At 73.6% G+C, this 19,707-nt stretch carries 18 protein-coding genes; 10 read left to right on the plus strand and 8 right to left on the minus strand.

Annotation, left to right across the window (positions count from 1 at the left end; genetic code table 11):
• Window positions 1–87 precede the first annotated feature (87 nt).
• The gene (locus ACIQVD_RS30775; RefSeq protein ID WP_100834933.1) at window positions 88–348 is read left to right on the plus strand and encodes a GlsB/YeaQ/YmgE family stress response membrane protein; all 261 of its coding nucleotides are present in this window, start codon (window positions 88–90) and stop codon (window positions 346–348) included.
• 85 nt (window positions 349–433) lie between these two features.
• On the opposite strand, the gene glmS is transcribed toward ACIQVD_RS30775, so the two are convergent.
• On the minus strand, window positions 434–2,275 hold the full coding sequence (gene glmS, locus ACIQVD_RS30780; RefSeq protein ID WP_400685572.1) for a glutamine--fructose-6-phosphate transaminase (isomerizing): 1,842 nt from the start codon (window positions 2,273–2,275) through the stop codon (window positions 434–436).
• Window positions 2,276–2,321: 46 nt separating this feature from the next.
• On the minus strand, window positions 2,322–2,627 hold the full coding sequence (locus ACIQVD_RS30785; protein WP_400685575.1) for a hypothetical protein: 306 nt from the start codon (window positions 2,625–2,627) through the stop codon (window positions 2,322–2,324).
• A 281-nt stretch (window positions 2,628–2,908) separates the two neighbouring features.
• Here ACIQVD_RS30785 and ACIQVD_RS30790 point away from each other — a divergent pair, with 281 nt between their 5' ends.
• Window positions 2,909–4,018 carry a hypothetical protein gene (locus tag ACIQVD_RS30790; protein ID WP_400685578.1) on the plus strand — a complete coding sequence of 370 codons (1,110 nt, stop codon included), beginning with the start codon at window positions 2,909–2,911 and terminating at the stop codon, window positions 4,016–4,018.
• Window positions 4,019–4,095: 77 nt separating this feature from the next.
• Here the strand turns inward: ACIQVD_RS30790 and ACIQVD_RS30795 are convergent, their stop codons facing one another.
• From ACIQVD_RS30795 to ACIQVD_RS30815, 5 genes are all read right to left on the minus strand, one after another.
• Entirely contained in the window at window positions 4,096–4,425 is a 330-nt protein-coding gene (locus ACIQVD_RS30795) for a DHCW motif cupin fold protein (RefSeq protein WP_400685581.1), read from the minus strand.
• A 94-nt stretch (window positions 4,426–4,519) separates the two neighbouring features.
• A complete protein-coding gene (locus ACIQVD_RS30800; RefSeq protein WP_159072982.1) occupies window positions 4,520–5,299 on the minus strand; it encodes a methyltransferase domain-containing protein in 780 nt (259 codons plus the stop codon).
• A complete protein-coding gene (locus ACIQVD_RS30805; protein WP_402292392.1) occupies window positions 5,296–6,672 on the minus strand; it encodes an MFS transporter in 1,377 nt (458 codons plus the stop codon). The genes ACIQVD_RS30800 and ACIQVD_RS30805 overlap by 4 nt, the downstream gene beginning before the upstream one ends.
• A complete protein-coding gene (locus ACIQVD_RS30810) occupies window positions 6,666–7,784 on the minus strand; it encodes a hypothetical protein (protein WP_402292393.1) in 1,119 nt (372 codons plus the stop codon). Before ACIQVD_RS30810 ends, ACIQVD_RS30805 begins: the two co-directional genes overlap by 7 nt.
• Window positions 7,781–8,716 carry a DUF692 family multinuclear iron-containing protein gene (locus tag ACIQVD_RS30815; RefSeq protein WP_402292394.1) on the minus strand — a complete coding sequence of 312 codons (936 nt, stop codon included), beginning with the start codon at window positions 8,714–8,716 and terminating at the stop codon, window positions 7,781–7,783. Before ACIQVD_RS30815 ends, ACIQVD_RS30810 begins: the two co-directional genes overlap by 4 nt.
• A 717-nt stretch (window positions 8,717–9,433) precedes the next feature.
• On the opposite strand from ACIQVD_RS30815, the gene ACIQVD_RS30820 reads away from it, so the two are divergent.
• Both ACIQVD_RS30820 and ACIQVD_RS30825 read left to right on the plus strand, forming a co-directional pair.
• Window positions 9,434–10,276: a class I SAM-dependent methyltransferase gene (locus ACIQVD_RS30820; protein WP_402292395.1), complete on the plus strand. Its 843-nt coding sequence runs from the start codon at window positions 9,434–9,436 to the stop codon at window positions 10,274–10,276.
• A 153-nt stretch (window positions 10,277–10,429) separates the two neighbouring features.
• On the plus strand, window positions 10,430–11,182 hold the full coding sequence (locus tag ACIQVD_RS30825) for an MgtC/SapB family protein (RefSeq protein ID WP_400685596.1): 753 nt from the start codon (window positions 10,430–10,432) through the stop codon (window positions 11,180–11,182).
• 68 nt (window positions 11,183–11,250) lie between these two features.
• Here ACIQVD_RS30825 and ACIQVD_RS30830 read toward each other — a convergent pair whose 3' ends face one another.
• Window positions 11,251–11,445, minus strand: a complete 195-nt coding sequence (locus ACIQVD_RS30830; protein ID WP_400685599.1) for a hypothetical protein — start codon at window positions 11,443–11,445, stop codon at window positions 11,251–11,253.
• A 318-nt stretch (window positions 11,446–11,763) separates the two neighbouring features.
• On the opposite strand from ACIQVD_RS30830, the gene ACIQVD_RS30835 reads away from it, so the two are divergent.
• The 6 genes from ACIQVD_RS30835 to ACIQVD_RS30860 all read left to right on the plus strand — a co-directional run bounded on the left by ACIQVD_RS30835 (window position 11,764) and on the right by ACIQVD_RS30860 (window position 19,675).
• Entirely contained in the window at window positions 11,764–13,203 is a 1,440-nt protein-coding gene (locus tag ACIQVD_RS30835; protein ID WP_402292396.1) for a pyridoxal phosphate-dependent decarboxylase family protein, read from the plus strand.
• A 105-nt stretch (window positions 13,204–13,308) separates the two neighbouring features.
• The gene (locus ACIQVD_RS30840) at window positions 13,309–14,673 is read left to right on the plus strand and encodes a GNAT family N-acetyltransferase (RefSeq protein WP_400685605.1); all 1,365 of its coding nucleotides are present in this window, start codon (window positions 13,309–13,311) and stop codon (window positions 14,671–14,673) included.
• A gap of 225 nt (window positions 14,674–14,898) precedes the next feature.
• Window positions 14,899–16,155, plus strand: a complete 1,257-nt coding sequence (locus ACIQVD_RS30845; protein ID WP_400685608.1) for a MurT ligase domain-containing protein — start codon at window positions 14,899–14,901, stop codon at window positions 16,153–16,155.
• A gap of 290 nt (window positions 16,156–16,445) precedes the next feature.
• Complete coding sequence (locus ACIQVD_RS30850) at window positions 16,446–17,171, plus strand: type 1 glutamine amidotransferase (protein WP_111552525.1); 726 nt, start codon at window positions 16,446–16,448, stop codon at window positions 17,169–17,171.
• A gap of 315 nt (window positions 17,172–17,486) precedes the next feature.
• On the plus strand, window positions 17,487–18,512 hold the full coding sequence (locus ACIQVD_RS30855) for a 6-phosphofructokinase (RefSeq protein WP_100834944.1): 1,026 nt from the start codon (window positions 17,487–17,489) through the stop codon (window positions 18,510–18,512).
• Between the two features lie 167 nt (window positions 18,513–18,679).
• On the plus strand, window positions 18,680–19,675 hold the full coding sequence (locus tag ACIQVD_RS30860; protein ID WP_400685611.1) for a 2-hydroxyacid dehydrogenase: 996 nt from the start codon (window positions 18,680–18,682) through the stop codon (window positions 19,673–19,675).
• Window positions 19,676–19,707 lie beyond the last annotated feature (32 nt).

Raw genomic sequence — 19,707 nt, forward strand, 5'->3', positions numbered from 1 at the left:
GAATTCACAGGAATGAGCGGCCGTCGGCCGGGCATGCGTTCGGCACGACGCCGCTGGGGCCGTCAATCCGTAGGACGAGGAGGAACCATGTCGATCCTTTGGGCGATCATCGCCGGTCTGGTGATCGGTGTGCTGGCCAAGCTGGTCATCCCCGGGCGGCAGCCGATCCCGCTGTGGCTCACCATCCTGCTCGGCATCGTCGGCGGCCTGATCGGCAACGCCCTGGCGAGCGCGTTCGGCGTGGCCGACACCAACGGCATCGACTGGATCCGGCACCTCTTCCAGATCGGCGCCGCCGCCGTCCTGATCCTGCTGGTCACCCCGCTGTGGGCGCGTCGGGGCGCCTGACCCCCGGCCCCACCCCGACGATCGACGGCCCGGCCGCGCCACGGAGCGCGCCCGGGCCGTTCGCGTGCCCGCACCGGGGCGGCCGCTACTCGACCGTCACGCTCTTGGCCAGGTTGCGCGGCTTGTCGACGTCCCGGTCCAGCGCCACCGCCGCGTGGTAGGCGAGCAGTTGGAGCGGGATGTTGAGCAGCAGCGGGTCGAGTTCGGGCTCGCTCTTGGGGACGACCAGGCAGTGGTCGGCGAGCCGGGACTCGATCGGGCGGTGCGCGACGGCCAGGACGCGGCCCTCGCGGGCCTTGATCTCGCCGAGCGCGGTGAGGTTCTTGTCGAGCAGTTCGTCGTCGGGCACCAGGGCGACGGTGGGCAGTTCGGGGGAGATCAGGGCGAGCGGTCCGTGCTTGAGCTCGCTGGCCGGGTACGCCTCGGCGTGGACGTAGGAGATCTCCTTGAGCTTCTGCGCGCCCTCGCGGGCCACCGGGTAGCCCCGGACCCGGCCGATGAACATCATCCCCTGGCTGTCGGCGTACTCCGCGGCCAGCTCCGCGACCGCCTCCTGCTGGTCGAGCACCTCGCGGATCTGCCCGGGCAGCGCCTTGAGCGCGGCGACGATCCGCCGCCCGTCGGCGGGCGAGAGGTCGTGCACCCGGCCGAAGTGCAGGGCCAGCAGCGCGAAGGCGACCACGGTGGAGGTGAACGCCTTGGTGGAGGCGACCGAGATCTCCGGGCCGGCGTGCAGGTAGATCCCGCCGTCGCACTCGCGGGCGATCGCCGAGCCGACGGTGTTGACCACGCCGAGCACCCGTCCGCCCTTGCGCTTGACCTCCTGGACGGCGGCCAGCGTGTCGTACGTCTCGCCGGACTGGCTGACCGCGACGTACAGGGTGTCGGCCTCGATGACCGGGTTGCGGTAGCGGAACTCGGAGGCGGGCTCGGAGTGCGCGGGGATGCGGGCCAGCTCCTCGATCAGCTGGGCGCCCATCTCGCCCGCGTAGTACGCGGAGCCGCAGCCGAGGATCTTCACCCGGCGGATCTCGCGCAGCTCGCGGGCGTCCAGGTTGAGGCCGCCCAGGTGCGCGGTGGCGAAGCGCTCGTCGAGCCGGCCGGAGAGGGTGCGCTCGACCGCGCCGGGCTGCTCGTGGATCTCCTTGAGCAGGTAGTGCGCGTAGCCGCCGGTGTCGTAGGAGCCGACCTCCCAGTCGACCGTCGAGGGCTGCCGGGTGACGGTGCGGGCGTCCTCGGTGAAGGTGCGGAAGCCGTCGGCGCGGACGGTGGCCAGTTCGCCGTCCTCCAGGTGGACGACCTGGCGGGTGTAGCGGACCAGCGCGGAGACGTCGGAGGCGGCGAACATCTCCTTCTCGCCGATGCCGAGCACGATCGGGCTGCCGTTGCGGGCCACCACGATCCGGTCGGCCTGCTCGGCGTCCAGCACCGCGATGCCGTAGGTGCCGACGACCAGCCCCAGCGCGGCCCGCACCGCGTCCTCCAGCTCGCCGCCCCGGGCGCGGTGCGCGGCGATCAGGTGGGCGAGCACCTCGGTGTCGGTCTCGGAGCGGAACACCGCGCCGTCCGCGGTGAGCTTGGCGCGCAGCTCCTCGGCGTTCTCGATGATGCCGTTGTGGACGACGGCGATCCGGCCCTCGTTGTCGGTGTGCGGGTGGGCGTTGGCGTCGGAGGGGACGCCGTGGGTGGCCCAGCGGGTGTGGCCGATGCCGGCGCCGCCCTTGAAGCGGGCGGGCAGCGCGGCGGCCAGGTCGGCGACCCGGCCCTTGGTCTTGCAGATCCGCAGCTTGGCCGGGGAGCCCTTGGTCGCCGGCGCGACCACCGCGACGCCCGCCGAGTCGTACCCGCGGTACTCCAGCCGCTGGAGTCCCTCCAGCAGGAAGGGGGAGGCGTCCTTGGGGCCGATGTAGGCCACGATTCCGCACATGACGTGGGCTCCTGTCAGTCGTGGGAGGGCGGCGGGGCCGTTCCCGTCAGCCGTAGACCATCCGCCGCAGCTGACGGGCCGACAGCTGCGGGGCGGCCACCCGGCGGGCGGCCAGCTCCCCGGCGAGGCGGGTGAAGATCCGGTCGTTGGTCAGACCCCGGGCCTGGAGCTCACCGTGACGGCGGCGGACGTACTCCTCGGTGGTCTCCGCGAAGTACGCCAGCACTTCCGCGACGACCCGCGCGGCCTCCCCGGGGGCCAGTGGAGTGGTCCTGGCGAGGTGGGCGAGCAGGTCCTCGTGAGGGTGCGGTGAGGCAGGTCCGGATCGGGAGCCTAGGCGTGAAGTGTTCATTTGCCAAAGATCCTGCCCGAATCCGGGCAGGATCACCAGACACAGCGGCCGTACGCGCCCTCCCGGCGGACCGCGGCGGAGCGGGGAGTAGTGGGCGGTCGGGCGTCCGGGGGCGCACCTATGATGTGGTGCCGCCGTCGGAGGGACGGCGCGCGGGCGGTGTTCGGGTGATCGTGGCGGGCGGCTGACCCCGTCGGCGGTGTCCCTGTCCCGGTTTCCGGCGGTCACCCCGCAGGATGGGCCGTGCACCGTCCGTGTCGATCACAGGGGGAACGTCCGTCATGCAACCGCGCGTGTTCGCCGTCGTCACCGCCGTCCTGCTGGCCGTCCTCGGCCTCGGGTCCGTCATGGTGACCGACTGGACGCCGAAGCCCGCCGCCGCGAGCGCCGCCACCGGCGCGGACGGCCAGCGCCCCGGCGCCGTGCCCGACGCCACCGGCTCCCCCTCCCCCACCGGCGACCCGGCGGTGTGGACCAGGTCGACCCTGCGCAACAAGCTGATGGCCGAGATGGCCGCCACCGACCCCGGCGTCGCCCTCGCCGACCTCGACAAGATCACCAAGGACAAGCCGTACACGGTGCGGTTCTGCCACCCGATCGCGCACGAGCTCGGGCACGCCGCGGTGGCGCGCTACCAGCAGGACTTCCAGAAGGTGATCTCCTTCCCGCACGAGACCTGCGCGGCGGGCTACCTGCACGGCGCGGTCGAGGAGATGCTCGCCAACTCCAAGGACCCGCAGAGCGACATCCTGACCCTGTGCGCGCCCGCCAACACCGGCCCGTGCATCCACGGCGTCGGCCACGGCATCATGTTCGTCACCAAGCAGGACATCCCGGCCGCCCGCGCGCTGTGCGACAAGTTCCCCAGCCAGAGCCGCCGGATCACCTGCTCCGAGGGCGTCTTCATGCAGCTGTTCGCGCCCGACGAGGAGGACGAGAAGGCCAAGGCCAACCTCCCCGCCGACAAACTGGCCGCCGAGCCGCTCTACCCGTGCCCCGAGCAGCCGGCCCTCTACCAGTCGGCCTGCTTCTTCTACGCGCCGACCTTCTTCCTCTCCTCGCACGACTACGCCAACCACCCCGAGGCGTTCGCCCAGGCCCTCCAGTGGTGCCTGAACGCGCAGGCCAGCGGGGGCGGCGAGGACTGCTCGCGGGGCGCCGGCTCGCGCACCATGAAGTACAACCTGGACCGCCCGGACTGGGCCGCCCAGCAGTGCGCCACCGCCAAGGACACCTGGCAGCGCAAGGCGTGCACCCAGGGCCTGGTCAGCTACTACACCGTCAACGACACCAGCGCGGGCGCCGCCGGGCGGCTGTGCGCCCAGATCGGCGACAAGGAGATCCAGGGCTACTGCCGCTCGGCGGGCGGCCTGTCCACCACCCTGGACTGAGCGCCCCGGGCTGAGCGCCCCGGCTGGGCACCCGCCAGCGCCCCCGGCCGGTCACCGGCCGGGGGCGCTGCCGCGCGTCAGTCGACGATCAGCAGGGTAGCGCCGTGCTCGGTGCTGGAGCGGTGCGCCTCCCGCTCGTCGGCGACCTGGTAGCTGGCGCCCTGCGGGGTGACCACCACCCGGCCGTCGTCCAGCGTGGTGGTCAGCTCGCCGCCCAGCACGAACAGCACGTGGCCCTTGCGGCACCAGTGGTCGGCCGCGTAACCGGGGCTGTACTCCACCAGCCGCACCCGGACCCCGCCGAAGTGCCGGACCCGCTGGCTGACGGTGCCGCTCTCGCCGGGCCTGACCTCGGCCGGCACCGTGCTCCAGTCCGTCGAGGTGAAGTCGAACCCGTCCAGTCTCATCGCCGCGCCCCGCTCCTCTCCGCTGTTCGACGGCCTACTCGATGACCTACTCGACGGCCTACTCGACGGCCTGCTCGACGGCCTGCTCGACGGCCTACTTGATGGCCAGGATGCCCTCGAAGTGAAGGTACTTCTGGATGGTGGAGATGCTGGTGAAGCCGACCCGGCGCAGCAGTTCGTGGGTCTCGGCGCTGCGCTGCGGGGCCATCACCGACCGCAGGCTGTGCGCCTTCTGGTAGATCTCGCCGGGGTCGAAGCCGTTGTCGAACTTGAACTCCGCGTAGAGCTGCTGAACGATGTCCTGGGTCCGCGAGTCCGGCTCCAGGGTCTTCTCGAACAGCAGCAGGCCGCCGCCCTCGACCAGGCCGTCGCAGACCATCCTCATCGCGGTCTGCCGGTCGCCCGGCGGCAGGAACTGCAGCGTGTAGTACATGATGACGGCGTTCGCGCCGCTGTAGTCGACCGAGAGCATGTCGCCCTGGCGGATCGTCACGTTCTCCAGCTCGCGGCAGCGCTGGCGGGCCACCCGCACCATGTCCGCCTCGATGTCGAAGCCGATCAGCGACACGTCCTTGCAGCAGTCCTTCGCGGCGATCTGCGCGAGCAGGGTGCCGGTGGAGCAGCCGACGTCGATGATCAGGCCGCCGCGCCGGCTGAAGAACTCCACGCACTGGCTGATCAGGGCGTGGCCCTCGGCGTACAGCGGGACGCTCTTGCTGACGTGGTTGTCGAACTTCTGCGGGGTGCCGCCGGAGAAGCTCCAGCGGGTGTCCACGGGCACGATGCCGTCGCCGACGTCCAGCAGGTCGGACGTCTCCCGCAGCACGGCCAGGTCCGCCGTCAACGCGGGGAGGCTGTCGGTCGCTTCACTCACGGCGTCTCCTGGAGGCGGTCGGTCCCCTCGGCCGCCGCCCCCGCCGCAGCCTGCGGCGGGCCCGGGGGCCGGGGGTCGGTCGGGACGGGGATCTCCAGTCCGAGCGCGGCGGACCGGGTGAGCACCAGGAACGCCAGCACCGCGAGGGCGACGGCGCCGAGGGCGAAGGTGGAGCGCAGGCCGAACCAGCCGACGCACAGGCCCGCCGTCATCGCGCCGACCGGGAGCGAGCCCCAGGCCAGCATCCGGTAGACGCTGGTCACCCGGCCGAGCAGTTCCTTCGGGATGGTCGACTGCCGCAGGGCCAGGCTGACCGAGCTGAACTGCACCACCGCGAAGCTCGAACAGCTCAGCGCCAGCACGGTCAGCAGCCGGCTGCTGGCCAGCAGCATCACCGTCTGGTCGACGGCCTGCAGGCCGACCGCGAGGGCCAGCGTCCGGGTGACGCCCAGTCGCTCGGCGATCCGGCCGGAGACCAGCCCGGCGAGCACCCCGCCCGCCGCCGCGCAGGACAGCAGCAGGCCGAACCCGGCCTTCCCCAGGTGCAGCACGTCGTGCGCGTACAGCACCATCACGGCGTTGGTGGCGCCGGTGAAGAAGTTGATGGTCGCGGAGGAGGCCGACAGGAAGCGCAGCGTGGACTCGCCCCACATCCAGCGCAGCCCCGCGCCCGCGTCCCGCAGCACCCCGCGCACCCCGGGCCGTTGACCCGCCGCCGCGGGGGCGGCCTCCTCGGCGGGGGCGGTGCGCAGCCCGGCGAAGGCCAGCAGCACCAGGACGCCGGAGAGGCCGAACGAGACGCCGTCCACCACGAACGGCAGCGAGACCGCGGCGGCGAACAGCAGCCCGCCCAGGGCCGGACCGAGGAACTCGGTGCCCAGCGTCTCGGCCGCCATCAGCCGCCCGTTGGCGCGCACCAGCCGCCCGGCCGGGACGAGGGCCGGCAGCGTGGTCTGGACGGCGGTGCGGAACACCGTGTCCGCGGCGGCCAGCAGGAAGAGGGTGACCAGCAGCAGCGGGATCCGGGCCACCCCGGCCAGCAGCGAGAGCACCACCAGCAGCAGCAGGGCGCTGCGGGTGAAGTCCAGGCCCGCCATCAGGCGGCGGCGGTTCATCCGGTCGACGGCGACGCCGCCGACCACGCCGAGCAGCAGGTACGGCAGGGTGACGGCGACCTGCGCACTGGCCACCACGGTCGGGTTGCTGTTCAGCGAGAGCACCAGCAGCGGCCCGGCGGTCAGCAGCACGCCGTCGCCGACGCAGGAGACCAGGCTCGCCGCCCACAGCAGGCCGTAGCGGCCGGAGAGACCTGAGCGGCCTGCGCGGCCAGCATGGTCCGGGCCGTCGGCGTGGACGGGGCGGGCGCTCAGCACGGTGCCACGTCCAGCAGGCCCCACTCGGCGAGCGAGCCGAGCAGGCCGCGCAGGCCCGCGTCGTCGGGGTCGAGTCCGACGCCCGCGGCGATCTCGGCCAGCGGCAGCCCGGCGGCGAGGCCCTCGGCCACCCGGGCGGCGGGGGCGCCGATGCCGGTCAGGGCGTACAGCTCGGCCGACCCGTCCAGGCGGACCAGCACCGCCCCGGACCGCTCGGGAGCCCGGTCGAGCCCACCCCCGACCGGATCGGCGAGCCACCCCAGGACGTCGCGCTCCCACCGGACGACCGCCCCGCGCCCGGTCCAGCGGTACTCCCCGCCACCTGCACCCCCCGGGGCCGTCCCGGCCGGAGCACCGCGCTCCGGAACGGGGTTGGCCGAAGCGTCACCCACCGCGACTTGCTCGGCCAAGTCGCCGCCCGCCGGGGCGGGTTCGGCCGAAGAGCCACCCTGCGAAGCGGAACCCACCGAAGCACCACCCGCCGCGACTGACCCGGCCAAGCCGCCGCCCGCCAGGGCGGGTTCAGCCGAAGAGCCACCCTGCGAAGCGGAACCCACCGAAGCACCACCCGCCGGGACCGTCCCGGCCAAGTCACCGCTCACCGGGGCGGGTTCAGCCGGAGGGCCGCCCTTCGGGGCCGTTCCCGGCGTCGCGTTGCGGGCGATCAGTTCGGCGGCGGTGCGTTCCAGTCGCAGTACGTCGCGCAGGGCGGCGGTGGACGGTCCGGTGGGGAGGGTGCGGTCGAGGCGGTGCAGGTACTCGGCGGTGACGGTGTAGACGTACGGGCCGCGGTCGGCCCAGCCGGTGGCCGTCACGTAGTCGGTGACCAGGGCGTCCGGGTCGTGGCCGAGCTGGCGCAGGGCGCGGGCGGTCAGTGGGGCGCCCTCGGCGACGGCGGCGCGGGTGACGCGCAGCAGGCGGTAGCGGTAGGCGTCGACGGCCCACTGCACGCCGGGGCCGTTCTCGGCGTACACGGCGGCGATCTCGGTCTCGGCCGGGGTGAGCCCGAGTTCGGCGGCGCGGGCCCGGACGTCGCCCGCGACGACGGCGTCGGCCAGCGCGGGTTCGCGCAGCACGCGCCGCCACAGCCGCCAGGTGTGTTCGGCCTTCACGCCCGCGCCTCCGTCCCGGTGGCGGCGGTGGTGCGGCGGCTGTGCGGGCCGTAGACCCGGTCCCAGATGGCGGCGGCGCGTTCCAGGTCGCCGAGGATGAGTTCGGCGTCGGCGAGCGGGTCGAGTTCGCGGGTGCGGGAGGAGTGGGCGCGGCCCTGGACCTCCAGGACGACGGCGCCGGGGCGGGAGCGTCCGAGCAGGTCCTCCAGGGTCTCCCAGACCGGTTCGGGCACCCGGGAGTCGTGCCAGTCGTGGTAGGTGCCGCCGGACCAGCTGCCGCCGGCGACGTGCACCTCGACCACCCGTTCCAGGGGCAGCCGGTCCAGGTAGGAGGCCAGGGTGTAGCGGCCGAAGTTCACCGCGTTGGTGTGGATGTTGTGCAGGTCGACGTGCAGGTGGGTGCCGGCCTTCTCGACCAGCGCGGCGAGGAAGTCGGGCTCGTCCAGGTCGGCGCCGGGGCAGGGCGCGTAGTAGGCGGCGTTCTCGTGCGCCAGCGGCACGCCCAGCAGTTCCTGCAGGCGGGCGGCGCGGCCGGCCAGCCGGTCCACCTCGGCGCGGGAGAACTGCACCGGCGAACTCCACATGTCGGACCAGGAGCCGTCCCCGTAGAAGCAGTGGTCGCTCATCCAGGGGCTGCCGAACAGCTTCGCGGCGGGGACGTGGCGCAGGACGGCGGCGGTGCGCTCCAGCGGTTCGAAGCCGAACTCGGCGCCGTAGTTGGAGTGGGCGATCACGGTGGGCTCGGCCGCCACCAGGGCGTCGATCTCGTCGAGCCGGTCGGGCAGGATGACCTGCGGGCTGTCCAGCGGCGCGATCACCGTGTCGAGCAGGACCTCGACGGCGTCGATGCGCGACTCGTGGAAGGGGAACCACTCGGCGACCTCGGGGTTGTACTGGAGCCCGATGCCCAGTGGTGCTACTGGCCCGCTCAAAGGTGCTGCCCTCCGGTTCTCCGCGGTGCGCGCGGGTGCGGGCGGTGCTGCTCGGTGGCCGTGGCGATCAAGAACCGCCGCTGGGGCAGCGGCACGCTGCCGACGTCGTTGTGGTGCGGATGGCTCGGGGGCGCGCTCGGCGCCCCGCGTCAGACGCCGTTTCAGCAGGTGGGGTTGCGCGGGGTCTTGGCCTCGCGGGTCACGATGATCGTGGTGGTCTCCATGTGCGTCACCCCCTTCCCGGGATGTGGCATCACGCCGCGAGCGGTTCTTGACCAGCAGGGCCACCGAGGGGTGCTCCCGCCGACCGAAGTCCACCACCGGGGACCGGTCGGCACCAGACGGTCCCGGCCGGGCAGGACACCATTCGGCCGACACACCGCAGCCATGCGCCGTTCACACATCGGGCCCGCCCCGGGGGGTGAACACCTGGCCGGAACACTCGGCCAACTTCCTTTCAAGGAAAGGGAAATGACGTGGCGTCACTTTTGTCCACGCCCCGAACACGGCCGAAAAGCGGCCACCGGCCGACCCCGGGAGCCCCGTCCGTCCCACCCGTGCGGAACCGTACGCTCCGGCCGGTCCGGGGCGTACGGCGGAATCCCGCGAACGCCGCCCGCGGGGCGCCGCGGTGGCCCATGATGTGGCAACACCACCGCCGGCCCGCCGACGCACCGCCGCCCGGGCGGGCGCGCCCCGGAGAGGACGAGGGACCCCATGGACGTCCAGTTGGACTACTTCTCCCAGCAGCACTGGAACCGGGTGGCCGAGGCCCGCGGCCACGGCTCCTGCGACGTCGGCGCCGACCTCGCCGCCTCCCTGGTCGCCACCGTCGCCGAGACCGCCCCCCGCGCCGTCCTCGACATCGGCTCCGGCAACGGCGCCCTCGCCACCGCCCTGGCCACCGCCCTCCCCGGCGCCCGGGTCGACGGCCTCGACTACTCCGACACCGCCGTCCGGCTCGCCACCGAGAACGCCCGTACCCACGCCGCGCCGGACGTCCGCGACCGGCTGGCCTACACCGTCGGCTCCGCCCTCGAACTGCCGTACGAGGACGGGCGGTTCGACGCCGTCACCATGCTCAAGACCGCCTGGGTGCTGCCCGATCTGGGCGCCGCCCTGGCCGAGTGCCGGCGGGTGCTGCGCCCCGGCGGCCGGATCTTCCTGCAGTCCTGGGGCGAACCGGAGTCCTGCCCGGTGCTCACCCTGAGCGGCGCGGTGCTCGGCGCGGCGATCAGCGGCTTCGAACTGCCCGACGAAGCGATGGCCCCGTTCGAACTCACCGCCGACCTGGTCACCGCCGAACTCGCCGCCGCCGGGCTGCCACTGGCCGACCGCCGCTCCTTCGACCGGGACGTCCCCGCCGCCACCCCCGCCGAGTACTGGGAGCAGCTGCGCTCGCTGGCGGGCACCGCCTACTGGGCGTTCGCCGTCCAGCCCCCCGAGTTCAAGGACCGCCTCGACGCCGGCTGGCAGCAGCTCAGCGCCGAGCACGCCGACGCGGCGGGCGTCCGGCACCTCCCGCTGGCCTGGCACGTGTCGATCGGACGCCGTGCCTAGGGCCGCGTCAGGCAACCTTCACCCCGGCGGGGTGAACCGTCTGCGCCCCTCCGCCCCGGACGGCCGTGCCAGGCTGGTACCGGCGCGGCCCGCACCGGGCCGGGCCGGATCGGACCGGACCGTCGAACGGAGCGTCAGCCGATGGAGGGGCTCGTGCACCTGAGTGCGTCACCGCCGTGGAACCCGGGCAGCGGCCAGGGACTCCGGCAGCTCACCGAACTCGGCCTGGCCCTGGTGCTGTCGACGCTGATCGGCCTGGAGCGGGCGTTCCAGCAGAAGAGCGCCGGTCTGCGCACCCACGCGCTGGTCGGGCTCGGAGCGGCGCTGTTCATGGAGGTCTCCCAGCACGGCTTCAACAACGTGCTCGGCCTGTCGCACGTCTCCCTGGACCCGTCGCGGGTGGCGGCGCAGATCGTCTCGGGCCTCGGCTTCATCGGAGGCGGGCTGATCTTCGTACGGCGGGACATCGTCCGCGGACTGACCACGGCCGCGACGGTCTGGCTGACCGCGGCCGTCGGGATGGCGTGCGGTGGCGGGCTGTGGGTGCTGGCCCTGGCCGTGACCGGCGCCTACCTGCTCATCGTGCGCGGCTACCCCCTGATCACCCGCCGCATCCCGGCCATCTCCACCCCCGCGGCGACCGACCTGCGCCTGCTCTACCTGCCGGGGCGCGGAGCCCTGCGCCGCGCCCTGGAACACTGCACGGCACAGGGCTTCCGCGTGCTCGGCGTCCGGGTCGAGCGGGTGCCGCAGGACGGCGGCGAGGACGCCGGACCCGACGCCGGCGGCACCAAGGTGCACCTGTCCGTCGAGGGCACCGGCGACGTGTACCGCCTGCTGGCGGAGCTGGCCGAACTCGACGGGATTGTGGGCCTGTGGGGCTCCGAGACCGAGAGCACCGACTGACCGCGCGAACCCGCCGGGCCGGCGGTGGAGCCCTCCGGTGCGGGCGGCCGCCCGGCGGCGGCGGGGTCTCAGGCGTCCTCGGCCGGCGCGTCGGCCGCGGGGGGCCGGGCGGCGAGGTCGAAGCCGGTCTCCAGGACCGCGTGGGTCAGGGCGGCCAGGCCGAGGGCGATCGCGCGCTGCCCCGGGTCCGTGGTCTTCTCGATCATCTTCTTGCTCTCGTCCAGGTAGTGCCTTGCCGACTCGGTGCTCTGCTGCTGTGCCACCTGTTCCTCCTCGCTGGTACTCGCCGGTACGCGCTCGGCGACCTGGTCGGACCGGGCGGCCGGACTCCGACCGGCCCGATGCCGGTCCGGCACCGCCCGGTCGCTGCCCGGTGCCACGAGAGGGTTGTACCCCCGATTCGCGCGCGGGCACGGGCTTCCGGCCGGGTTGTCGGCGCGGATCACCACCGCCGTCGCCCCCCCCGGCCCGGTCGCGGAGGTACGGTCGGCCCGGTCGCGGAGGACCGCCGCCGCGGCGCCCGCCGGGCCCCGGCGGACCCGCCGCAGGTCACGGGGGCGGGCGCGCCTACGATCTGTGCTGTGAACGACGACTTCCGCGGGGCCGCACGGGCGGCCGCAGACCTGGTGGCCGACTACCTCGACGCGCTGCCGGACCGTCCGGTGTGGCAGCCGATGGACCCGGCGGAGCGCACCGCGCTGCTCGACCTCCCGCTGCCCGAGGAGGGCGCGCCGCTGGCGGTGCTGCTGGAGGTCGTCGAGCGGCGGATCATGCCGCACCCGATGGGCAACGGGAACCCGCGCTTCTTCGGCTGGGTGAACTCCGCCCCGCAGCCCGCGGGCGTGCTCGCCACGCTGGCCGCGAGCGCGATGAACCCCAGCTCGGCCGGCGGCGACCACGCCGACGTGCACCTGGAGCGCGCGGTGGTGCGCTGGATCGCCGAGCTGGTCGGCTTCCCGCACCCGCCCGGCGGCGGCGTCCTGACCTCCGGCACCTCGATGGCCACCATCGTCTGCCTGGCCGCCGCCCGCGGCCGGGCCGCCCGCAAGGCCGGCTGGGACGTCCGCGAGGACGGCCTGGCGGGCCTGCCCCCGCTGGTCGGCTACGTCACCGGCGAGGCGCACAGCTGCGTGCGCAAGGCCGCCGAGCTGCTGGGCCTGGGCTCCAGGCACCTGCGCACCGTCGCCTCCGACGCCGAGGGCCACCTCCGCCTGGACGCCCTGGAGGCCGCGATCGCCGAGGACCGCGCCGCCGGCCGGCTGCCCTTCCTGGTGGTGGCCTCCGCGGGCACCGTCGGCACCGGCGCGGTCGACCCGCTCACCCCGATCGCCGACCTGGCCGAGCGCGAGGGCCTGTGGTTCCACGTGGACGGCGCGTACGGGGCGTTCGGCGTGCTGGACCAGGCCATCGCGCACCGCTACGCGGGCATGGAGCGGGCCGACTCGCTGGCCCTGGACCCGCACAAGTGGCTGGGCGTCCCGGTCGACTGCGGCTGCGCGCTGGTGCGCGACGCCGAGGAGCTGCGCGGCACCTTCAGCCTCGTCCCGTCCTACCTGCGCGACGACGCGGCCGGCGACCTCGGCTGGTTCTCCGAGTACGGCACCGAGCAGACCCGCCCGTTCCGCTCGCTGAAGGTCTGGGCGTCCATCGCCCACCGCGGCCGCTCCGGCGTCGCCCGGGACATCGCGCACTGCACCGCGCAGGCCAGGCAGCTGGGCGGGTGGATCGACGCGGACCCGGAGCTGGAGCTCGTCGCCCCGGTGGAGACCTCGATCGTGGCCTTCCGCCACCGCCCCGCCGGGCTGGACGAGGAGGGCGTGCAGAAGCTCAACTCGCTGCTCCCGGTGGCCGTCCAGCAGCGCGGCCGGGTCTTCGTCACCGGCGCCGTGCACCAGGGGCGGGAGATGCTCCGGGCCTGCCTGCTGAACGCCTCCACCACCGAGGCGGACCTGCGGCTGCTGCTGGACGAGGTGAAGTCCGCCGGGGCGGAACTCCTGGACCGGTGCCGTACGTCCAACTGATCGCGGGCGCGGATCAGCGCCGATCCGACCGGGCCCGCGGAGACATTTACCGTCAGGTCACGGGGGATTCGTGATCGTGAAACAGCGGAGCGCCACCATGCAGGCATGGACACCATGGCGTACACCCACGGCACCGGCATCGAGGACAAGCAGGAGCGGCGGCGCAAGCGGGGGCACCGCTGGCGCCGGGAGACGGTCGAGCTGGCGGCGGTCTTCGCCGCCGTCGCCGCCGCCGACCTGGTCGCCAACGTCGTCGTGCACGGCCACGACGGACCGGTGCTGCTGGGCGCCTCCGCCGCGGCCATGCTCGCCACCGCGCTGTTCCGCGGCTGGCTCGCCCACCGGCACCCGCACGGGCCGCCCGGGGCGTCCGCACCGCCGGGCGGCGGGGCGGTGAACGCGCCGGAGGAGCCGACCGCGCTGTGGCGGCTGCGCACCAGCGTCTCCGACGCCCCCGGCAGCCTGGCCCGGGTGTGCACGGCGCTGGCCGCGCTGCGGGTCAACATCGTCTCCATGCAGGCCCACCCGCTGCCCGACTGCACCGTGGACGAGTTCATCCTGCGCACCCCGGCCGAGCTGCCCCGCACCGAGCTGGCCGCGGCCGTCGCCGCCGCCGGCGGCTGGGACATCTGGACCGACCAGGCCGACGCCCACGAACTCGTGGACGTCCCCCGCCAGGTCCTCGCCCTGGCCACCCGCACCGCCCTGGACGCCGCCGAACTCCCGGTCGCCCTGCGCCAGCTGTTCGGACGCGCCACCATCCGGCAGTACCCCGGCCGCGGCGACGACACCCCGGCCGGCCTGGAAGGACACCTGATGCGCCTGCCGCTGCCCGGCGGCGACCTGCTCGAACTCTCCCGCCCGCACCTGCCCTTCACGCCCACCGAGTTCGCCCGCGCCCGGGCCCTGGTCGAACTGGACACCGTCCTCGGCCCGCGCGTCCCCGCGGTCGCCGCCCGGATCGGCGGGCTCGACGGCGCCGAGCTCACCGTCCGCCGGGCCTCCCCCGGGGACAAGGCCGCCGCGCTGGCCATGCACGCCCGCTGCTCCGCGGAGTCGCTGCGCCGCCGCTACCACGGCCCGGTCCGGGACGCCGACCGCTACCTCGACCACCTGCTGGACCCGCGCCACGGCCAGACCCTCGCCGTCGAGACCTCGGACGGCCGCCTGGTCGCCCTCGCCCACCTGATGTGGGACGACGAGGGCGCCGAGATCGCCCTGCTGGTCGAGGACGCCTGGCAGCGCCGCGGCCTGGGCGTCGACCTGGTGCGCCGGATGGCCGCCCTCGCCCTGGAGGCGGGCGTGCGCACCGTCTACGCCGTCACCACCTCCGCCAACACCGGCCTGATCTCCACCATGCGCCGGCTCTCCGCCCCGCTCGACTACCAGGTCGAGGACGGCACCCTCGTCATCACCGCCCACCTCGCCGAGGCCACCGAGAAGCTCCCCGCTCCCTGGCCCGCCCGCTGAGGCTCCGCCCGGGGCCCGTCGCCAGGAGCCCCGGCGGCGGGCCCCGCCGTTCTCCCCCGGGCCCCCGGCGGCGGGCCACGCTGCTGCCGAAGGGCTGAGCTCGCGCCGCTGGTTGTCGCCCCTGCTCAAGTGTGCGGGCGGGAGTCGGTAGGCTGAGCCCGTCCCCGCCGCCCGCGGATCGTCGAACGCCCCGGGCGGTGCCGCAGCAAGGAGGAACCCCTGAGCATGCCAGGCACCGATTCGGAAGCCCCGCGCGACGCCTCGCTGCCCGCCCGCGCGAAGATCGCCGTGACGGCCGGCAAGATGGCCGCAGCGCTCTCCCAGAAGGCGGGCCGCGGCAGCGGCTCGGTGATCGGCGGCAAGGTCGCGCTCAAGCTCGACCCGGACCTGCTGGCGACCCTCACCGAGCACCTGGACGTGGTCCTGGTCAGCGCCACCAACGGCAAGACCACCACCACCCGGCTGATCGCCGAGGCGCTGCGGGCGGCCGGCCCGGTGGTCTCCAACGCGCTGGGCGCGAACATGCCGGCCGGCATCACCGGCGCGCTGGCCGGCGGCACCAGCGCCCGCTTCGGCGTGATCGAGGTGGACGAGAAGTACCTGCCGATGGTCGCCCGGGACACCCGGCCGAAGGCCATAGCGCTGCTGAACCTCTCCCGCGACCAGCTGGACCGCGCCGCCGAGACCCGGATGATGGCCGAGAAGTGGCGCGAGGGCCTCAAGGACACCGACGCGGTGATCATCGCCAACGCGGACGACCCGCTGGTGACCTGGGCCGCCTCGTCCTGCAAGAAGGTGGTCTGGGTGGCCGCCGGGCAGGCGTGGAAGGAGGACGCCTGGTCGTGCCCGTCCTGCGGCGGCGTGATGCAGCGCCCGGGCGACGACTGGTTCTGCGGCGAGTGCGGCTTCCGCCGCCCGAACCCGCACTGGGCGCTCCAGGGCACCCACGTGATCGACCCGCACCGCGGCGCCTGGCCGATCCAGCTCCAGCTGCCGGGCCGCGCCAACCTGGCGAACGCCACCAGCTCGGCCGCCGTCGCGGCGGTCTTCGGGGTGGCCCCGCAGGTCGCGCTGGAGCGGATGCAGGCGGTGGCCGCGGTGGCCGGCCGCTACGACGTGGTGCAGTTCCGCGGCCGGGACATCCGGCTGCTGCTGGCGAAGAACCCGGCCGGCTGGCTGGAGACCTTCTCGCTGATCGACGGCCCGCCCACCCCGGTGGTCCTGTCGGTGAACGCGCTGGACGCCGACGGCACCGACACCTCCTGGCTGTGGGACGTCGACTACGAGCGGCTGTCCGGCCACCCGATCTTCGTGATGGGCCAGCGCAAGCTCGACCTGGCGGTCCGCCTGGAGGTCGCCAACCTCCAGTTCCAGGTGGTCGACTCGCTCGCCCAGGCGGTGGAGGCCGCCCCGGCCGGCCGGATCGAGGCCATCGCCAACTACACCGCCTTCCAGCAGCTGCGCAAGGCCGTGGTGGCCTGATGAGCGACCAGTACTACGGGCAGCAGCCGCAGTTCGGCGACCAGGGGGGCTACGGTCAGCCGCAGCCCTACTCCGGACAGCAGTACGGCGAGCAGCAGTACGGCGGACAGCAGCAGCAGTACGACCAGCAGTACGGTCAGCCGCAGCCGCAGCAACACCAGCAGCACCAGCAGCAGTACGGACAGCAGCAGCCGCCGCAGCAGTACGAGCAGCAGGCGCCGCAGCAGCAGTACGGCGGGGGCGCGCCGCAGCGGCCCGCGTCCCAGCAGCAGTTCGGGAGGTCTTCGAGGATGAGCGAGAGCAGCCTGCGGGTGGTCTGGGTGTACCCGGACCTGCTGTCGACGTACGGCGACCGCGGCAACGCGCTGGTGGTGGAGCGGCGGGCGCGCCAGCGCGGCCTCGGGGTGCAGCGGATCGACGTGCGCTCCGACCAGTCGGTGCCGACCAGCGGCGACATCTACCTGATCGGCGGCGGCGAGGACCGGCCGCAGCGGCTGGCGGCGGAGCGGCTGCGCAACGACGGCGGGCTGGTCCGGGCGGCCGAGAACGGCGCGATCATCTTCTCGGTCTGCGCGGGCTTCCAGATCCTGGGCCACGAGTTCGTCAACGACCTCGGCGAGCGCGAGGCGGGCCTGGGCCTGCTGGACGTGTGGACCGCGCGCGGCGAGGGCGCCCGCTGCGTGGGCGACGTGCTGGCGGACGTCGACCCGCAGCTGAACCTGCCGCAGCTGACCGGCTTCGAGAACCACCAGGGCATCACCCACCTCGGCGAGGGCGTCAGCCCGCTGGCCACCGTCCAGGTCGGCCGGGGCAACGGCACCGGCGACGGCACCGAGGGCGCCTGGCGCGACACCGTGTTCGGCACCTACCTGCACGGCCCGGTGATGGCCCGCAACCCCGCCGTCGCCGACATGCTGATCAAGCTGGCGCTGGACGTGAACGCGCTGCCGCCGGCCGACACCACCTGGTACGACGCGCTGCGCACCGAGCGGATCGCCGCGGCCCGCCCGGCGTGAGCGGCCCCGCCCGGCTCGGCCGCGCGTTCATCCGCGCGTAAGCCGAGGTCACGGTGGTGGACGGCTGACCGCCATGTGGTCAGCCGTCCCCCCGTGGGACAACTTCATAGGAGAATAGGAGAGCCCGGACGCAACACCCTCCTCGGCGGTCGGGTCGCAGTTACGTGTGGTGCGTCGAGGAAGCCGCTCCCGCGTCGGTTTCGGCCCGGCCGGACGCAGGAACCGTATGCTGTGCAGCAGGTCAGTTTCGGACGAGATGTCCGATTCCCACCCACCAGTCCGGCCGTCCGATCCTGCTCGGGAGTTGGCAAAGCAATGCGTATTGGTGTCCTGACCAGCGGCGGTGACTGCCCCGGCCTGAACGCCGTCATCCGTTCCGTGGTCCACCGGGGGGTGGTCGACCACGGCGACGAGATCATCGGTTTCGAGGACGGCTGGCGCGGTCTCCTGGAGGGCGTGCACCGTCCGCTGACGCTCGACTCGGTGAGCGGCATCCTCGCCCAGGGCGGCACGATCCTGGGCTCGTCCCGGGTCCAGCCCAGCCACCTGCGCGACGGCGTGGAGCGCGCCAAGCGGCACTGCGCCGACCTGGGCATCGACGCGGTGATCCCGATCGGCGGCGAGGGCACCCTGAAGGCCGCGAAGCTGATGAGCGACGCGGGCCTGCCGGTGATCGGCGTGCCGAAGACCATCGACAACGACATCGCCTGCACCGACGTCACCTTCGGCTTCGACACCGCCGTCTCGGTGGCCACCGAGGCGCTGGACCGGCTGAAGACCACCGCCGAGTCGCACCAGCGCGTCATGGTGGTCGAGGTGATGGGCCGGCACACCGGCTGGATCGCGCTGAACGCGGGCATGGCGGCCGGTGCGCACGCCATCGTCGTCCCGGAGCGCCCGTTCCACATCGACAAGCTGACCGAGATGGTGCGCGAGCGCTTCGACCGGCAGAAGAAGTTCGCGATCGTGGTCTGCGCCGAGGGCGCCAAGCCCGAGCCCGGCACCATGCCGTGGGAGGAGGGCAGCAAGGACATGTACGGCCACGAGCGGTTCACCGGCATCGCCACCCAGCTCTCCCGCGAGCTGGAGCACCGGCTCGGCAAGGAAGCCCGTCCGGTGATCCTGGGCCACACCCAGCGCGGCGGCACCCCGACCGCGTACGACCGCGTCCTGGCCACCCGCTTCGGCTGGCACGCGGTGGAGGCCGCCCACAAGGGCGCGTTCGGCCACATCACGGCGCTGCAGGGCACCGAGATCAAGCTGGTGCCGCTGGGCGAGGCGGTGGCCGAGCTGAAGACCGTCCCGGCGGAGCGCTACCGGGAGGCCGAGACCGTCATCTGACGGCCGGTCAACTCCCGCCCCACCGAACGGAATGATCCGGTCATCACAAGATGATCAGCCGATGATCCACCGCGAGATCGTCGGACCATCATCTTGTGATGATCGGACGGTGCGCCGGGGGCGCGTCGCGGCCCGCCCGCCCGCTGCCCCGGCGATAGCCTCACCGCATGGAGATCCTCGCCTACGGCGTCCAAGCAGACGAACGACCGCTCCTGGAACGGGCCTTCGCGGACCGCCACGCCCTGCGCGCCCTGGCCGTGTTCCTCAACCGCGACACCGCCCCCCTCGCCGCCGGCTACCCCGCCGTCAGCACCAGCGTCAACGACGAACTCGACGCCGACGTGCTCACCGTCCTCGCCGCGGGCGGCACCACGTTGATCGCCCAGCGCTCCACCGGCTTCAACAACATCGACCTCGACGCCGCCGCCGAACTCGGCCTCACCATCGCCCGGGTCTCCCACTACAGCCCCTACGCCGTCGCCGAACACGCCTGGGCCCTCGCGCTCGCCGTCAACCGGCGGCTCACCCGCGCCGCCAACCGCTCCCGCGAGTTCGACTTCCGCCTCGACGGCCTCCTCGGCCGCGACGTCCACGGCATGACCGTCGGCGTCATCGGCACCGGCAAGATCGGCGAATGCTTCGCCCGCATCGCCGCCGGGTTCGGCACCCACCTCCTCGGCTGGGACATCGCCGAGAACCCCGCCTGCCTCGAACTCGGCATGACCTACACCGAACTCCCCGAACTCCTCTCCCGGGCCGACCTCATCAGCCTCCACGTCCCCCTCCTCCCCACCACCCACCACCTGATCGACACCGCCGCCCTCGCCCGCATGAAGGATGACGCCATCCTCGTCAACTCCAGCCGCGGCGGCCTCGTCGACAGCGCCGCCCTGGTCGAGGCCCTGCGCACCGGGCGCCTCTCCGGCGTCGGCCTCGACGTCTACGAGGAGGAGACCGGCGTCTTCTTCACCGACCAGTCCCTCCAGGGCATCACCGACGACACCCTCGCCCGCCTCATCACCTTCCCCCAGGTGCTCGTCACCAGCCACCAGGCCTACTACACCCACACCGCCGTCCACCAGATCATCGACACCACCGTCCGCAACGTCGACGACTACACCGCCGGCCGCACCAATGAGAACACCCTCGTGCCCAGGCCGTGACCCGGGTGCGTCCGCCCGGCGGTCCCGCCCCG

The sequence above is a fragment of the Kitasatospora sp. NPDC090308 genome (assembly GCF_044769485.1).
GTDB classification, from domain to species: domain Bacteria; phylum Actinomycetota; class Actinomycetes; order Streptomycetales; family Streptomycetaceae; genus Kitasatospora; species Kitasatospora fiedleri.

Excerpts from the sequence above, each read along its gene's own strand:
- ACIQVD_RS30775 (WP_100834933.1), top strand. The coding sequence starts at position 88 with ATGTCGATCCTTTGGGCGATCATCGCCGGTCTGGTGATCGGTGTGCTG.
- glmS (WP_400685572.1), bottom strand. The coding sequence starts at position 2,275 with ATGTGCGGAATCGTGGCCTACATCGGCCCCAAGGACGCCTCCCCCTTC.
- ACIQVD_RS30785 (WP_400685575.1), bottom strand. The coding sequence starts at position 2,627 with ATGAACACTTCACGCCTAGGCTCCCGATCCGGACCTGCCTCACCGCAC.
- ACIQVD_RS30790 (WP_400685578.1), top strand. The coding sequence starts at position 2,909 with ATGCAACCGCGCGTGTTCGCCGTCGTCACCGCCGTCCTGCTGGCCGTC.
- ACIQVD_RS30795 (WP_400685581.1), bottom strand. The coding sequence starts at position 4,425 with ATGAGACTGGACGGGTTCGACTTCACCTCGACGGACTGGAGCACGGTG.
- ACIQVD_RS30820 (WP_402292395.1), top strand. The coding sequence starts at position 9,434 with ATGGACGTCCAGTTGGACTACTTCTCCCAGCAGCACTGGAACCGGGTG.
- ACIQVD_RS30840 (WP_400685605.1), top strand. The coding sequence starts at position 13,309 with ATGGACACCATGGCGTACACCCACGGCACCGGCATCGAGGACAAGCAG.
- ACIQVD_RS30845 (WP_400685608.1), top strand. The coding sequence starts at position 14,899 with ATGCCAGGCACCGATTCGGAAGCCCCGCGCGACGCCTCGCTGCCCGCC.
- ACIQVD_RS30850 (WP_111552525.1), top strand. The coding sequence starts at position 16,446 with ATGAGCGAGAGCAGCCTGCGGGTGGTCTGGGTGTACCCGGACCTGCTG.
- ACIQVD_RS30855 (WP_100834944.1), top strand. The coding sequence starts at position 17,487 with ATGCGTATTGGTGTCCTGACCAGCGGCGGTGACTGCCCCGGCCTGAAC.
- ACIQVD_RS30860 (WP_400685611.1), top strand. The coding sequence starts at position 18,680 with ATGGAGATCCTCGCCTACGGCGTCCAAGCAGACGAACGACCGCTCCTG.